Origin of the sequence: Neisseria sp. 27098_8_158 (assembly GCF_041433145.1) — a bacterium.
In the GTDB taxonomy this organism is placed as follows: Bacteria; Pseudomonadota; Gammaproteobacteria; order Burkholderiales; family Neisseriaceae; genus Neisseria; species Neisseria subflava_E.
The window spans coordinates 344,108-358,375 of sequence record NZ_JAPWAZ010000002.1 but is presented as its reverse complement, the minus strand read 5'-3'; the positions used below and the strand labels follow the sequence as shown (position 1 = coordinate 358,375).

Below are 14,268 nucleotides of genomic sequence, written 5' to 3'. Positions count from 1 at the left end.
CGCTGCCCTCATCAGATATTGGTTGCAAACAAATAAGCACCAACAACGGTAATACCGACGTAAACAAAGAACATAATTTTTTGTTTAGTAGTGCTCATGGTTACGCGTTCAGGAACTGGTTTGTTGGTATCCAGTTTGGTATAGAACGGCATACCCAGGAAGAATGCAAAGTAGACGAAAGACAGGATACGTGCAACCAAAGTACGAGTATCAGTTGCTACCATTGCACCCAAAATACCCAAACCGATGAAGGCAATGATGAACAGAACCAACGCAGTTTTGAAGATTGGGCCGCGATAACGGACAGATTTAACCTCGCCTTTATCCAACCAAGGCAACAAGGCAATCAGTACAACTGCTGCCCCCATACCGATTACACCCCATACCTGAGTACCGGCAAAGGAAGGAATCGCACGCAAAATTGCGTAGAACGGAGTGAAGTACCATACCGGCGCAATGTGAGGAGGTGTTTTCAGCGCATTAGCTGCATCGAAGTTTGGCGCTTCCAAGAAGTAGCCTCCGCCTTCAGGTGCAAAGAACAACACAGAACAGAAGACAATCAGGAATACAACGACGCCCAAGATGTCTTTAACGGTGTAGTAAGGATGGAATGGGATACCATCGCGTGGAATACCGTTTTCGTCTTTGTTTTTCTTGATTTCAACACCATCAGGGTTGTTAGAACCCACTTCGTGCAGGGCGATGATGTGAGCCACAACCAAGCCGAGCAATACCAGAGGTACTGCGATAACGTGCAGGGCGAAGAAGCGGTTCAAAGTAACGTCGGAAACGTTGAAGTCACCACGAATCCAAGTGGACAAATCAGGACCGATAACAGGGATGGCGGAGAACAGGTTAATAATTACCTGCGCACCCCAGAAGGACATTTGACCCCAAGGCAACAGGTAACCCATAAAGGCTTCTGCCATCAATGCCAAGAAAATCAGGGAACCGAAAATCCACACCAATTCACGAGGTTTTTTGTATGAACCGTAAATCAGACCACGGAACATGTGTAGATAAACGACGATGAAGAAGAAAGATGCGCCGGTGGAGTGCATGTAGCGGATAATCCAGCCGCCGGACACGTCGCGCATGATGTACTCTACTGCGGTAAAGGCAGCAGGCAGATGGTAGGCGTTAAGGTTGCCGTCCGGTTTGTAGTTCATGGTCAGGAAAATACCGCTGACGATTTGAATTACAAGGACAAGCAGGGCCAAAGAGCCGAAGTAATACCAGAAGTTGAAGTTCTTCGGCGCATAGTATTGAGCCAAATGCTCATTCCACATTTTAGACAGAGGGAAGCGAGCGTCCATCCAGCCTAACAATGCTTTTGCTTTGCTATTGGTTTGGTTTGCCATAATTATCGTTCCTTATTTTTAGTCTTCGCCCACCAAAACAGTTGTATCGCTCAGATATTTGTAAGGCGGTACAACCAAGTTGGTCGGTGCAGGAACACCTTTGTATACTCGGCCTGCAATGTCGAATTTCGAACCGTGGCAAGGGCAGAAGAAACCGCCTTTCCAGTCTGCACCCAAGTCGGCGGGAGCAATGTCGGGACGGTAAGTCGGAGAGCAACCCAGGTGGGTACAGATACCGATAGCGACGAGAAGGTTCGGCTTGATCGAACGGGTCTCGTTTTTACAATTTTCGGGCTGATGATCCACTTCGGAATTAGGGTCTGTAACTGCACCATCCAAACTTTTCAAGTCTTTGAGCTGTTGATCTGTGCGGTTGACCAGCCAAATCGGTTTACCCTGCCATTCGGCAGTCAGCATTTGGCCTGCTTCGATTTTGCTGACATCTACTTCGACAGCAGCACCGGCAGCCTTAGCTTTCTCCGATGGGAAGAAGCTGGCCACGAAAGGCGTAGCTACGCCCAGAGCCGCCACACCGCCTGCACCGCAAGTAGCCAGTGTCAGGAAACGGCGGCGACCGTTGTTGATTTCTTGATTATCCATTATTCAGTCGTCCTAAAATTTTGGGAATACCGAGCCATTAAACAGCGTAATTCTACCTAGTTTGTTGTAATACTCAAAGCATTATTTAAAATAAGGTAAAGTTTTATGATATTGCTCAATACTCAAGCAGGATTGTTTTCATCAAAGTGAACCACTTCGATACCGAATTTTTCTGCCACGGCATCGCCTAAGGCACGTACGCCGTAGCGTTCTGTCGCATGATGGCCAGCGCTGATAAATGCCACACCTGTTTCATTGGCAAGATGATATTGCGCTTCGGAAATTTCACCGGTCAGATACGCATCGACACCTTCGTCTACGGCCGTCTGAAAAAATCCCTGCGCACCGCCGCTGCACCAGGCAATACGTTTGATTTTACGTTCAAGATCGCCGATAACGGTCGGCTTGCGGCCGAATACCGCCTCAATGCGTTCAGATAACTGCACCAGCGTTTGCGTGGTTTTCAGACGGCCTGTATTTAACAGGTTTTGCTCGCCGAATTGTTTTTCGAGTACCCAATCGAGTTTCTCAGCCAACTGTGCGTTATTGCCTAATTGCGGGTGCGCGTCCAGCGGCAGGTGGTAGCCCGCCATATTGATTTGGTGTTGCAGCAAGGTTTCAATGCGTGCTTTTTTCCAACCGGTAATCGTGACAGGCTCGCTTTTCCAAAACATACCGTGGTGGACCAAAAGCAGATCCGCTCCCTGCGCTACGGCAAAATCGATTGCTGCTTTGCTGGCGGTAACCGAAGTGGCGATTTTGGCAATTTCTTCTTTGCCTTCGACCTGCAGACCATTGGGCGCATAGTCCTTAAACAGCCCGACCTGCAAAGTCTCATCACACCAAGCCAGAATTTCGCGGCGTAAAGCCATATTCCGCTCCTTATATCTATCTTCAAAAACAGCTTCGCATTCTAACCGCAAAATCTGTTTATGCCTCAAATTCTTACATTCCGATTTCAGCAATCATTCCCAACATTAATCATTTGCACATCATCATGAATTATTTTAATATACCCCACCTTACCCACAGGCCGTCTGAAGACACATGGACTCTATTATCGAATTGCGTCATCTCAAAACCTTGCTGGCTTTAGAAGAAACCGGCAGCGTTTCCCTTGCCGCCAAACGGGTTTTCCTGACCCAATCCGCCCTATCGCACCAAATCCGCGCCTTGGAAAATTATTACGAAACGCCGTTGTTTGAACGTAAATCCACACCTTTGCGCTTCACTCCGGCCGGTATGCGCCTATTGCAACTGGCGCGCGAGCTGTTGCCGCAGGTTGCCGCCGCCGAACGTGACCTGGTGCGGATTATCGAAGGCGAAGCGGGCGAACTCAGACTTGCTGTCGAATGCCACACCTGCTTCGACTGGCTGATGCCTGCCATGGGCGAGTTCCGCCCCTTATGGCCGCAAGTTGAATTAGACATCGTTTCCGGTTTCCAAGCCGATCCGGTCGGGCTGCTGCTGCAACACCGCGCTGACCTTGCCATCGTTTCCGAAGCCGAGCCGCTCAACGGCATCAGCTACCGCCCCCTGTTTGCCTATGAAATGGTCGGCATCTGCGCAGAAGACCACCCGCTTGCCGACAAAGACGTTTGGGAAGCGGAAGATTTTATCGACGAAACCTTGATTACTTATCCCGTCCCCGACGAAATGCTGGATTTGCCCAAAAAAGTGCTGCTGCCCAAAGGCATTAATCCGCCGCGCCGCCACAGCGAGCTGACCATTGCCATTATTCAACTGGTTGCCAGCAAACGCGGCATCGCCGCCCTGCCCTATTGGACGGTCATGCCGTATCTGGAAAAAGGCTACGTCGTCCACCGCAAAATCACTTCAGACGGCCTGCAGAGCAAACTTTATGCCGCCATTCGTACGGAAGACGCCAACAAAGGCTATCTGGACAACTTCTGCCAAATTACGCATGACCGCTGTTTTGCCGACTTGCCGGGCTTGAGCGAATTGGAAATGTAAACTTGAAACAATCAAAAGGCCGTCTGAACAATTTTCAGACGGCCTTTTCTAATATACACAAAAATTTCACTGCTTCTATTCGGACTCATCCAAACCCAAACACGCCGACAAATCGATTTCAGACGGCCATGTTTTATCAGGCGCAACCCGAATATCGAAATGCTCGCCGCGATAGTCGAAAACCAAACGCCAAGCGTGCAGAAACAGATGTCCCGCCTCATCGCCGCCATACAGCGTATCGCCCAAAATCGGACTACCTATGCTTTTCATGGCCACGCGCAGCTGATGGGTTTTGCCGGTAAACGGTTGCAACACAAACAGGCGCAAACCGGGCTTCAGGCTTTGGCTGCTGAAACGGGTAACGGCAAAATTATCCTCGTCTCGCGTCAGCTTCCATGTACCGCGCCGCGAACGCGCCATACCGCCTTTCACCCAGCCCTGCTTTTTCGCCGGCTTGTGCGTACCGAGTGCCAAATAAGTTTTACGCATGGTTTTCTCGGCAAATTGCGCCGACAAAGCGGCCGCGCTGTCGCGGTTGAGCGCAAACAGCAACAGGCCGCTGGTGGCTTTGTCCAAACGGTGAACCAACCACACGCGTTCAACGCCGAGCTGCTGCGCCAGCGAAGCGGTCAGGCAAACATCCCCTTCCGATTCGCTATGCACCGATACGCCGCAAGGCTTATTAATGACCACAAAGGCTTCGTGTTCAAAAACAATATCCCACATTTCAGACGACCTTCAACACAATACCATCGCCAAGCAGGGTCAAAATACCCAGCAGGCAGAACAAGATACACGCAGCAATGCGCACTGCTTTGGCCGGAATCTTGCGCATCAACATTTCGCCCAAATACACGGCAGGCACAGAAGCAATCATCAAACCGGCAATACTGCCGACCACGACCAGCAGGATAGATTGGTATTTGGCTGCCAAAAGAACCGTCGCAATTTGCGTTTTATCGCCGATTTCCGCCAAGAAAAACAGGACGACCGTCGCCGTAAATGCGCCGTATTTCAGCCACTTGTCGTCAGGGTCTTCGTCTTTGTCAGGCAACAGCAGCCATAATCCGACCGCAATAAAGCTGCCGCCAACCACCCATTTCATGACTTCGGGCGAAATAGCGGATGCCAGCCAGACACCGAGTGCGGCTGAAACAAGATGGTTCAACAGGGTTGCAATAAAAATACCGGCAACAATCGCGTTTTTGTGGGCAAAACGTGCTGCCAAAAAGAGCGCGAGCAATTGCGTCTTATCGCCGATTTCGGCAATGGCAACGCCCAGCGTCGAGGAGAAAAAAGCTTCCATGATTTAAGATACTCAACCGACAAGCGGGCAAACAAAAAGCGCTGTGCATACCGCCCGCAAGGGTATGGACAACGCTTACGTCTTGCCTGTCTTCCGATAAAGCAGAGAAGATACCGCTGCCACGGCCGCACAAGCCGATTATGTTGACAACGGTTTCGGCATTGCGCCGAATGGCTACTCCCGTAAGAGTGAAGCGCGAATTGTAAGGCAAACCATGGCTTGAAGCAACAGAAAGAAAAACAAAAGGCCGTCTGAAACCCAATGTAAAGCAGATTTCAGACGGCCTGTGATTACTTGCCGCATACTTCAAATTTACGGCCGAATCCTTTGCCATTATATCTGCCAAAACCATGCGGCATATCGTTTTCAATCACTTTAAACAAACCCGGGCTGGCTGTAACCCCTTCAGGCATATTATCCGGCAGGGCCTGACGCATCTTGGCAGTAGCGGCTTTAAAATCTTCCATATTGCGCCAACGGGCTACGTTAATTAACAATTAAGCGGATTTCAATTTGGGTTTACGGATAGAAAATCCGTCTTTCATGCTCAGTCCCAACAGCGTCAGATTAGCTATACCGGCAATCAGTTCTACGATTTGAACGATATAAAACACGATGTCAAACTGTCCGGCAGAAGCGCGGTTATTCAAGAAAAAGGCACAAGGCAGCAAAATCAACATTCCGTTGGCGGCGATAAACGGCATGCGTCGGCGTTTCGCTGCAATCGCAGTATGTTTGCTTTTCCCACCCATTTTCATGCCTGTTGCGCCTGCGGTTGCCATGCAGGCAATCAACCCGAACAGCGCATAAACAATGATTTGCTTCACGGCGGCGACGGTTTCGTGCGAGCCGAAGAGTTCGCTGAACACGGTGCTGCTCCAAAACGAAGCGATGAATAAAAATGCGCCCACCCCTGCGGCGGCGTGGATTTTGCGTAAAGTATTGCGGTTCATTATGGTTTCCTTGAACATTTAAGAGAGGTCGTCTGAAAGTATTTAAATAGCAAGCTATCGAGTTAAAATAAGTATAGCTTGCTATTAATTAAGATAGCAAGCTATATTTGTGATATAATCCGCAATAATTTGATTTTAAAGGAAACAAAGTGAACGAAGTTTTCAAAACTGAATCGGCAGGCTATTTGATGAACCATATTGCCCGCCAATTTGCCATTTTATTGAGCGAAGGCTTAAAACCACTGGGGATTGCGCCTGCACAATTTCCAATTTTGATCGAGCTATGGAATAAAGACGGCTTGAGCCAACAGGAATTAGTTGAGCGTGCCGATTTGAAGCAGGCAACGATTGCCAACACTCTGGCACGGATGGAGCGAGACGGATTGATTACACGGGAGCCTAATCCTGAAGATGCACGCAGCCGTTTGATTATGCTGACAGAACACGCGCGTGCTTTACAATCAAGCTCCACCGAAATTGCCAAAGCCATCAACCAAGAATCCTTGGCTGATCTGTCTGCAGACGAGCAGAAACTGTTTTTGGAAATGGCACAGAAGATTATATTGAAGCAACAAAAGATGATAAAAGTCTGAAAAATATAAAAAAGGCCGTCTGAAACCCAATGTAAACAGGTTTCAGACGGCCTTTTTCACAGCGATTAATTATCGGAGAACAAATCGCCTACTTTTTCGCCTACTTTTTCCCAAAACGATTTTTTGCGCGGGGTTTGGCTGAGATTGAGGCCGGAGGAGATTTTTTCAAATTCTTCCAGCAACTCTTTCTGACGGTCGGTCAGGTTAACCGGTGTTTCAACCAAAATGTGGCAGTACAAATCGCCGGTCGAGCTGGAACGCAAAGACTTGATGCCTTTGCCTTTCACGCGCATACGGCGGCCGGTTTGCGTTTCTTTCGGAATGTGCAGTTTGACTTTGCCGTCCAAAGTCGGCACTTCGACTTCACCGCCCAATGCGGCAATGGCAAAACTGATCGGCAGTTCGCAATGCAGGTCCAAGCCGTTGCGCTCAAAGATTTTGTGTTGTCTCACGCGGACATTGACGTACAAATCGCCTGCCGGTGCGCCGTGTTGGCCAGGCTCGCCCTCGCCGCTCAAGCGGATGCGTTGACCGTCGTCGATGCCTGCCGGAATGTTGACTTCAACTGTTTTGCTGGTCTTGGTGCGGCCTTCGCCACGACATTTGACGCAAGGATCTTTGATTTCTTTGCCGGTACCGTGACAAGTCGGACAAGTCTGCTGCATTTGGAAAATGGCTTGGCGGACGTGTACCGTGCCTGAGCCGTGACAGGTCGAACAAGTCGATGCGGATGTGCCCGGTTTGGCACCTGAGCCGTGACAGACATCACATTCTTCGTAAGTCGGAATATTGATGCGTTTTTTCACGCCTTTGGCGGCTTCTTCAAGCGAAATCTCTATGCCGACCTGCAAGTCCGCGCCACTGTAATCCGGCTGACGGCCGCCTGCGCTGCCGCCACCGCCGAACATTTGGCTGAAAATATCGGAAAAATCGAAGCCTTGCGCGCCGCCGAAACCGCCAAAGCCACCGAATCCGCCCGCACCTGCGCCCTGTTCGAACGCGGCATGACCGTATTGGTCGTACATGGTACGTTTTTCCTTGTCAGACAAGGTGTCGTAAGCTTTTTGGACTTCTTTAAATTTTTCTTCCGCCTCTTTATTATCAGGATTGCGGTCGGGATGGTATTTCATCGCCAGCTTGCGGTAGGCTTTTTTAATTTCGTCGTCGGTCGCGCCGCGCGCCACGCCGAGTGTTGCATAAAAATCTTGGTTGCTCATGATAGTGATGGTTGTTGATATGTGTAAAAACTAGACCGGATATATGGGCGGATAAAGGAAAACTCAAGAGGCGTGCGGGCATGGCGATTATTGTTTTTCCGGGCGGGTGTTTTTTGACGAATCAACTCCAAACGGTATCGCCGTTTGCGGCAAAAAGGCCGTCTGAATATCTCGGACGGCCTTGGGGAAGTATCGGCAACGGATACGGGGGAATGCTTATTTAAGCTCTATTTTCGGACAGCTTCCGTCTTTTGCCTCATCAAACAGTTTCGCCGCTTTTTGACAAGCTTCAACCTGTGCTTCGCTGCTGCCCAAAGCGTTCAACTGTTTTTTCCATTGCGACAAATCCATCTCGGCCTGGGCAAGCCCGTCTTTGTCAAAATTCATTTTCGACCAACATGCCTCTTGTTTGCGAACGACGTCGGCGCACTCTGCTGGCAGGGGATTTTCTGGCGCCGAACCCATTTCCACCGGGGACACTTCCGATGCTACGGCTTCGGAAGACGGTGCGGCTGCGTCGGATGCAGGGGAAGAAGCACCAGAAGCTGCGGATGCTTGTTGCGGGGCGACAGACGCACTGTTGTCCGAGCCGCCGCATGCGGCCAGGGCAAATATCGCGCTCAGGGTAACTGCTAAGAGGTTTTTGTTCATCATGGCGATCCTTTCTTCTGTTATGGTTGAAATACAAATATTCGCCTTATTCTTATAGAAGTCTAAATCCTTGTCAAGGATACTCCGCCTTGCGGCTGCTGAAGACCGCCCATCCTGCCTGTTCCACAGGCCAATCCTTTGGGAACCTGCTATAATCCCCCCTTTGAATTCCCTCACATTTTCAAGCGAAAAACAGAATGACCATGCAAGAACATTACCAGCCCGCCGCCATCGAGCCTGCGGCGCAGAAAAAATGGGACGACGCCCGTATTTTCAACGTCTCCGAAGACGCTTCCAAACCCAAATACTACTGCCTCTCCATGTTCCCCTACCCCAGCGGCAAGCTGCACATGGGGCATGTGCGCAACTACACCATCGGCGACGTATTGAGCCGCTTCAAACTCTTAAACGGCTTCAACGTCATGCAGCCTATGGGTTGGGACGCGTTCGGTATGCCGGCGGAAAATGCAGCGATGAAAAACAACGTCGCCCCCGCCGCTTGGACCTACGACAACATCGAATACATGAAAACCCAGCTCAAAAGCCTGGGTTTTGCGATTGACTGGGAGCGCGAAGTCGCCACCTGCAAACCCGAATACTACCGCTGGGAACAATGGCTGTTTACCAAGCTGTTTGAAAAAGGCATCGTCTATCGCAAAAACGGCACGGTGAACTGGGACCCGGTCGACCAAACCGTCCTTGCCAACGAGCAAGTCATCGACGGGCGCGGCTGGCGTTCGGGCGCGTTGATCGAAAAACGCGAAATCCCGATGTATTACTTCAAAATCACGGATTACGCCGAAGAGCTGCTCAACGACTTGGACAAGCTGGAACACTGGCCGGAACAAGTCAAAACCATGCAGCGCAACTGGATCGGCAAATCTCGCGGCATGACCGTGCGCTTCGCCGTTTCAGACGACAGCAAACAAGGCTTGGAAGGCGATTACGCGAAATTCCTGCAAGTTTATACCACCCGCCCCGACACGCTGATGGGCGCGACTTATGTCGCCGTTGCCGCCGAGCATCCGCTGGCAACCGCCGCAGCCGCCGACAAACCCGAATTGCAGACATTTATCGCCGAATGCAAAGCCGGCTCGGTTGCCGAAGCCGATATGGCGACAATGGAGAAAAAAGGCGTGCCGACCGGCCGCTACGTCGTCAACCCGCTCAACGGCGACAAACTGGAAGTGTGGATTGCCAACTATGTATTGTGGGGCTACGGCGACGGCGCGGTAATGGCGGTTCCGGCACACGACGAACGCGATTTCGAGTTTGCCACCAAATACAATCTGCCGAAAAAACAAGTTATTGCCGTCGGCGACAACACATTCGACGCAAACCAATGGCAAGAATGGTACGGCGACAAAGAAAACGGCGTATTGGTCAACAGCGGCGACTTGGACGGTATGAATTTTCAGACGGCCTTCGACGCCATCGCCGCCAAACTGCAAAGCCAAGACGCAGGCGAACCGAAAACCCAATACCGCCTGCGCGACTGGGGTATTTCGCGCCAACGCTACTGGGGCTGCCCGATTCCCATCGTCCATTGCGAAAAATGCGGCGACGTCCCCGTCCCAGCCGACCAACTGCCCGTCGTTTTGCCTGAAAACGTCGTACCCGACGGCATGGGTTCGCCTTTGGCAAAAATGCCCGAGTTTTACGAAACCACCTGCCCATGCTGCGGCGGCGCGGCAAAACGCGAAACCGACACCATGGACACCTTCATGGAATCGAGCTGGTATTTCTTCCGCTACATGTCGCCCAAGTTCGCAGAAGGCATGGTATCGACTGAAGCCGCAAAATACTGGGGCGCGGTTGACCAATACATCGGCGGTATCGAACACGCGATTTTGCACCTCTTGTACGCGCGCTTCTTCACCAAACTGATGCGCGACGAAGGTTTGGTCAATGTTGATGAACCGTTTGAACGCCTGCTCACGCAAGGCATGGTTGTCTGCGAAACCTACTACCGCGAAAATGCCAACGGCAGCAAAGACTGGATCAACCCCGCCGATGTCGAGCTGACTTTTGACGACAAAGGCCGCCCTGTTTCCGCTGTTCTGAAAGCAGACGGACTGCCAGTCGTCATCAGCGGCACGGAAAAAATGTCCAAGTCCAAAAACAACGGCGTCGATCCGCAAGAGCTGATTAACGCCTACGGCGCGGACACTGCCCGCCTGTTCATGATGTTCGCCGCACCGCCCGAACAGTCCCTCGAATGGAGCGACAGCGGCGTCGAAGGCGCACACCGCTTCCTGCGTCGTCTGTGGCGTACCGTTTACGAATACCTGAAACAAGGCGGTGCGGTCAAAGCATTTGCAGGTAACCAAGACGGTTTGTCTAAAGAACTCAAAGACCTGCGCCACAAACTGCACGCCACCACCGCCAAAGTCAGCGACGACTACGGCCGCCGTCAGCAGTTCAACACCGCCATCGCCGCCGTGATGGAACTGCTCAACCAATACGACAAAACCGACACTAGCGGCGAACAAGGCCGCGCCGTCGCTCAAGAAGTATTGGAAGCCGCCGTACGCCTGCTGTGGCCGATTGTGCCGCACATCTGCGAAACCTTGTGGAGCGAATTGAACGGCGCGAAACTGTGGGAAGCTGGCTGGCCGACAGTCGATGATGCCGCCTTGGTCAAATCCGAAATCGAAGTCATGGTTCAAGTCAACGGCAAACTGCGCGGAAAAATCACCGTTGCCGCCGACGCATCCAAAGCCGACCTCGAAGCAGCCGCCCTTACCAACGAAGGCGCAGTGAAATTCATGGAAGGCAAGCCCGCCAAGAAAATCATTGTCGTACCGGGCAGGCTGGTGAACATCGTGGTGTAAAGCCGATTCGGCATTGATTGCTGTAATTAGGAAAGGTCGTCTGAAAACTTGGAAACAGGGTTTTCAGACGACCTTTTTAAGGTAGATTGAGTTGATAAGTCCAACAATCCGTTGTATTCCTCACGATGTTTTGGCACAATTCCAAGTCAATCAACCACGCTTGTACTCGGCATCCTAATGGCTTCAAAACCCTTCCTAAAATGGGCGGGCGGCAAACATAAACTTGTCCCCTTTATCGAACACAATCTACCTACTCCTGCACGAAAACGCCTGATTGAACCCTTTTGCGGTTCTGCCGCTTTGTCTCTTGCATTAGATTTCGAACATTATCTGCTCAATGATATTAACGCTGACGTAATCGGCTTATTCCGTATCTTAAAAGAAGAAAAGTCCGTATTCATCGACTATGCCCGCTCTTTCTTTAATTCCGACAACAATAACGATTCAAAATTTTATGAATTGCGGGAACAATTCAACTCTAGCAAAAATCTGCACGAACGTTCCGCTCTATTTATCTATCTGAATCGCCATGCTTTTAACGGTTTATGCCGCTACAACAGCAAAGGTGCATTTAATGTGCCATTTGGACGCTACAAATCTCCTTACTTTCCACAACAAGAAATGGAAGGTTTCATTCAAAAATCTGGTAGAGTTGAATTAATGTGCGGAGATTTTCAGACGACCCTATCTCTGATAGACAATACCGATACTGTTTATTGTGATCCTCCTTATGCACCTTTAAGTCCGACTGCTTCATTTACCACTTATGCCAAAGAAGGTTTCAATTTGGACGATCAAATCCGCCTTTCCCAGACAGCCCAACAAATTGCACCTAACTCTCAAGGCGTTTTGATTTCAAATCATGATACTGAATTTACGAGAAATATTTATTCTTCTGCCATTCTGAAAACGGTTGAAGTGCAACGCAATATTGCCGCAAAGGGCAGTAGTCGCAAAAAAGTCGGAGAATTATTGGCAATTTATGAGTGATTTCGACAAACTGGCTGAAGAAGCTGCCATTTATCAAAGTCGTTTGAAAAAAATCGTTTTAGACGACCTTGTTCTCTACAACGAAAATTCCCTTAACGTCATGCGGAAGATATTGGAAAAACATCCAAATGGCTGTTTTGATATGATTTTCGCAGACCCTCCTTACTTTCTTTCTAATAATGGATTCAGTTGTCAAAACGGACAAATGGTTTCCGTCAATAAAGGCAACTGGGATAAATCCAAAGGAATGGCGGCAGATTTGGAATTCTACGAAGAATGGCTCCGACTGTGTCACGCCTTATTAAAACCAAACGGCACAATTTGGGTTTGCGGCACATTCCATAATATCTATTTAATCGGCTACCTGATGCAAACCATCGGATACCATATTTTGAACAATATTACTTGGGAAAAACCCAATCCTCCCCCTAATTTGTCCTGCCGTTTTTTTACCCATTCGACAGAAACAATCTTATGGGCAAAGAAAAATAAAAAAGCCAAACATACGTTTCATTATGAAATGATGAAAGCACAAAATAATGGCAAACAGATGAAATGTGTTTGGACATTTCCTCCACCAAATAAAACCGAAAAAACATTCGGCAAACATCCGACACAAAAACCACTCCCCTTACTTGAACGCTGCATACTATCGGCTTCAAATATCGGAGATTTAATTTTTGACCCTTTCATGGGCAGCGGCACAACAGGCGTTGCTGCCTTAAAACATGGTCGAAAATTTTGTGGTTGCGAACTAGAAGAAGATTTTTTTGAATTAGCAAAGAAAAGACTACAACAAAAGCTGTAGCCCCATCTTATTTTAAATTATTCGAACAACACCATCCCTACCCTGTCTGGCCATTTCACGAACTTCCCGCATAAATTCTTTCTTAAAATAAAATGCATGATTCTTATTTGAAATATTCCGATTATATTGCGCAGAAAATATAGGACTGTATGGCTTGGAATCTTTTGATCTGATTTGTATAAAACTACCGTTTGATGTATGAATGTATCCGTCGCCGGAATTAATATCAGCTAACAGCTTAGTTTTAATTTGCGTGAAATCAGCAGATAACTGTCTGAAAAGTTCACCCTCTTCATTTATTTGCACATGATAGGCTGACTGTATGTACCATTTGTCAGGATCGTTGTCGGCTTTACAAATAGGAACATATAGCAAATTCTTTATCTTCTGGTATATCCAACTATCTTCAAAACTTATCTGATCGCTGATTAACTGATCAAAGTTACTGGAAATCTGCGAGATAAACATAGTCTCTAGTGGTGCACCATCTGCATCTGCTTTATTGGTTTTCAGCTCACCATCAGAAAAATCTGTCAAAGCATTTGTATTCTTAAGTCCTATTAATTTCTCGATAAACTGTCCTACCCCGCCTTTATTTATCTTCATTTCAGCGGTGAACTTGGGAAATTTGGTTTGATATTCAAGTTTTAGATCTCCTAGCGTCCTTCCGGCGTTTTCTCTAAAAAAATCATACGAATCAGTTAGATTCATTATCACAGTCCCCGTCATTAACATAGTCCTTAAAAGTTAAAAGTTCAGGCAAAGAAATATCTAATGCGCTAGCCAAACGAATAAGATTTAATAGAGCGGGGTTACGCTCTCCACGTTCTATCATTCCGATATAAGTTCGGTGCATATTCGCTTTTTCAGCCAATGTTTCCTGACTTAAATCCTGGAGTTGTCTTAAATGACGAACATGTTTGCCAAATTGTTTTAAAATTTCTGATTTCATGATGCCTATTCTTAATGTTTGCAAATTAA

Annotated in this window: 16 protein-coding genes; 5 read left to right on the top strand and 11 right to left on the bottom strand. The window is 48.8% G+C overall.

Annotation, left to right across the window (positions count from 1 at the left end; genetic code table 11):
* Positions 1–11 precede the first annotated feature (11 nt).
* The 3 genes from O3681_RS07315 to O3681_RS07305 form a co-directional block, all read right to left on the bottom strand.
* On the bottom strand, positions 12–1,361 hold the full coding sequence (locus O3681_RS07315) for a cytochrome bc complex cytochrome b subunit (RefSeq protein ID WP_003681866.1): 1,350 nt from the start codon (positions 1,359–1,361) through the stop codon (positions 12–14).
* Between the two features lie 18 nt (positions 1,362–1,379).
* Positions 1,380–1,961, bottom strand: coding sequence for a ubiquinol-cytochrome c reductase iron-sulfur subunit (gene petA, locus O3681_RS07310; protein WP_070504243.1), 582 nt, complete (start codon positions 1,959–1,961; stop codon positions 1,380–1,382).
* Between the two features lie 122 nt (positions 1,962–2,083).
* A complete protein-coding gene (locus O3681_RS07305; RefSeq protein WP_107723764.1) occupies positions 2,084–2,833 on the bottom strand; it encodes a Nif3-like dinuclear metal center hexameric protein in 750 nt (249 codons plus the stop codon).
* A gap of 175 nt (positions 2,834–3,008) precedes the next feature.
* On the opposite strand from O3681_RS07305, the gene O3681_RS07300 reads away from it, so the two are divergent.
* Positions 3,009–3,935, top strand: coding sequence for a LysR family transcriptional regulator (locus O3681_RS07300; protein ID WP_003748251.1), 927 nt, complete (start codon positions 3,009–3,011; stop codon positions 3,933–3,935).
* 75 nt (positions 3,936–4,010) lie between these two features.
* Here the strand turns inward: O3681_RS07300 and O3681_RS07295 are convergent, their stop codons facing one another.
* From O3681_RS07295 to O3681_RS07280, 4 genes are all read right to left on the bottom strand, one after another.
* Entirely contained in the window at positions 4,011–4,661 is a 651-nt protein-coding gene (locus tag O3681_RS07295; protein ID WP_371459627.1) for a TIGR01621 family pseudouridine synthase, read from the bottom strand.
* Position 4,662: 1 nt separating this feature from the next.
* The gene (locus tag O3681_RS07290) at positions 4,663–5,241 is read right to left on the bottom strand and encodes a TMEM165/GDT1 family protein (protein WP_371459626.1); all 579 of its coding nucleotides are present in this window, start codon (positions 5,239–5,241) and stop codon (positions 4,663–4,665) included.
* A 290-nt stretch (positions 5,242–5,531) separates the two neighbouring features.
* Entirely contained in the window at positions 5,532–5,708 is a 177-nt protein-coding gene (locus O3681_RS07285; RefSeq protein WP_293191805.1) for a hypothetical protein, read from the bottom strand.
* A gap of 30 nt (positions 5,709–5,738) precedes the next feature.
* Positions 5,739–6,194, bottom strand: a complete 456-nt coding sequence (locus O3681_RS07280; RefSeq protein ID WP_371459625.1) for a hypothetical protein — start codon at positions 6,192–6,194, stop codon at positions 5,739–5,741.
* Between the two features lie 188 nt (positions 6,195–6,382).
* Here O3681_RS07280 and O3681_RS07275 point away from each other — a divergent pair, with 188 nt between their 5' ends.
* The gene (locus O3681_RS07275) at positions 6,383–6,787 is read left to right on the top strand and encodes a MarR family winged helix-turn-helix transcriptional regulator (protein WP_049332004.1); all 405 of its coding nucleotides are present in this window, start codon (positions 6,383–6,385) and stop codon (positions 6,785–6,787) included.
* A 65-nt stretch (positions 6,788–6,852) separates the two neighbouring features.
* On the opposite strand, the gene dnaJ is transcribed toward O3681_RS07275, so the two are convergent.
* A complete protein-coding gene (gene dnaJ, locus O3681_RS07270; RefSeq protein ID WP_371459624.1) occupies positions 6,853–8,004 on the bottom strand; it encodes a molecular chaperone DnaJ in 1,152 nt (383 codons plus the stop codon).
* A gap of 216 nt (positions 8,005–8,220) precedes the next feature.
* A complete protein-coding gene (locus O3681_RS07265; RefSeq protein WP_254322264.1) occupies positions 8,221–8,658 on the bottom strand; it encodes a hypothetical protein in 438 nt (145 codons plus the stop codon).
* Positions 8,659–8,858: 200 nt separating this feature from the next.
* Between O3681_RS07265 and leuS the strand changes: the two genes are divergently transcribed.
* From leuS to O3681_RS07250, 3 genes are all read left to right on the top strand, one after another.
* On the top strand, positions 8,859–11,489 hold the full coding sequence (gene leuS / locus O3681_RS07260; RefSeq protein ID WP_371459623.1) for a leucine--tRNA ligase: 2,631 nt from the start codon (positions 8,859–8,861) through the stop codon (positions 11,487–11,489).
* Between the two features lie 177 nt (positions 11,490–11,666).
* The gene (locus O3681_RS07255) at positions 11,667–12,479 is read left to right on the top strand and encodes a DNA adenine methylase (protein ID WP_371459622.1); all 813 of its coding nucleotides are present in this window, start codon (positions 11,667–11,669) and stop codon (positions 12,477–12,479) included.
* Positions 12,472–13,287, top strand: coding sequence for a site-specific DNA-methyltransferase (locus O3681_RS07250; RefSeq protein ID WP_371459621.1), 816 nt, complete (start codon positions 12,472–12,474; stop codon positions 13,285–13,287). The genes O3681_RS07255 and O3681_RS07250 overlap by 8 nt, the downstream gene beginning before the upstream one ends.
* Before the next feature lie 12 nt (positions 13,288–13,299).
* Here the strand turns inward: O3681_RS07250 and O3681_RS07245 are convergent, their stop codons facing one another.
* Together O3681_RS07245 and O3681_RS07240 are read right to left on the bottom strand one after the other, a co-directional pair.
* The gene (locus O3681_RS07245; RefSeq protein WP_371459620.1) at positions 13,300–13,998 is read right to left on the bottom strand and encodes a MutH/Sau3AI family endonuclease; all 699 of its coding nucleotides are present in this window, start codon (positions 13,996–13,998) and stop codon (positions 13,300–13,302) included.
* Positions 13,985–14,239: a helix-turn-helix domain-containing protein gene (locus O3681_RS07240; RefSeq protein ID WP_371459619.1), complete on the bottom strand. Its 255-nt coding sequence runs from the start codon at positions 14,237–14,239 to the stop codon at positions 13,985–13,987. Before O3681_RS07240 ends, O3681_RS07245 begins: the two co-directional genes overlap by 14 nt.
* Positions 14,240–14,268 lie beyond the last annotated feature (29 nt).

What these genes read in the sequence shown, in the direction of transcription:
- O3681_RS07285 (WP_293191805.1), bottom strand. Translation starts at nt 5,708, where the DNA reads ATGGAAGATTTTAAAGCCGCTACTGCCAAGATGCGTCAGGCCCTGCCG.
- petA (WP_070504243.1), bottom strand. Translation starts at nt 1,961, where the DNA reads ATGGATAATCAAGAAATCAACAACGGTCGCCGCCGTTTCCTGACACTG.
- O3681_RS07245 (WP_371459620.1), bottom strand. Translation starts at nt 13,998, where the DNA reads ATGAATCTAACTGATTCGTATGATTTTTTTAGAGAAAACGCCGGAAGG.
- O3681_RS07295 (WP_371459627.1), bottom strand. Translation starts at nt 4,661, where the DNA reads ATGTGGGATATTGTTTTTGAACACGAAGCCTTTGTGGTCATTAATAAG.
- O3681_RS07275 (WP_049332004.1), top strand. Translation starts at nt 6,383, where the DNA reads ATGAACCATATTGCCCGCCAATTTGCCATTTTATTGAGCGAAGGCTTA.
- O3681_RS07290 (WP_371459626.1), bottom strand. Translation starts at nt 5,241, where the DNA reads ATGGAAGCTTTTTTCTCCTCGACGCTGGGCGTTGCCATTGCCGAAATC.
- O3681_RS07265 (WP_254322264.1), bottom strand. Translation starts at nt 8,658, where the DNA reads ATGATGAACAAAAACCTCTTAGCAGTTACCCTGAGCGCGATATTTGCC.
- O3681_RS07255 (WP_371459622.1), top strand. Translation starts at nt 11,667, where the DNA reads ATGGCTTCAAAACCCTTCCTAAAATGGGCGGGCGGCAAACATAAACTT.
- O3681_RS07250 (WP_371459621.1), top strand. Translation starts at nt 12,472, where the DNA reads ATGAGTGATTTCGACAAACTGGCTGAAGAAGCTGCCATTTATCAAAGT.
- O3681_RS07280 (WP_371459625.1), bottom strand. Translation starts at nt 6,194, where the DNA reads ATGAACCGCAATACTTTACGCAAAATCCACGCCGCCGCAGGGGTGGGC.
- O3681_RS07315 (WP_003681866.1), bottom strand. Translation starts at nt 1,361, where the DNA reads ATGGCAAACCAAACCAATAGCAAAGCAAAAGCATTGTTAGGCTGGATG.
- leuS (WP_371459623.1), top strand. Translation starts at nt 8,859, where the DNA reads ATGCAAGAACATTACCAGCCCGCCGCCATCGAGCCTGCGGCGCAGAAA.
- O3681_RS07240 (WP_371459619.1), bottom strand. Translation starts at nt 14,239, where the DNA reads ATGAAATCAGAAATTTTAAAACAATTTGGCAAACATGTTCGTCATTTA.
- O3681_RS07305 (WP_107723764.1), bottom strand. Translation starts at nt 2,833, where the DNA reads ATGGCTTTACGCCGCGAAATTCTGGCTTGGTGTGATGAGACTTTGCAG.
- dnaJ (WP_371459624.1), bottom strand. Translation starts at nt 8,004, where the DNA reads ATGAGCAACCAAGATTTTTATGCAACACTCGGCGTGGCGCGCGGCGCG.
- O3681_RS07300 (WP_003748251.1), top strand. Translation starts at nt 3,009, where the DNA reads ATGGACTCTATTATCGAATTGCGTCATCTCAAAACCTTGCTGGCTTTA.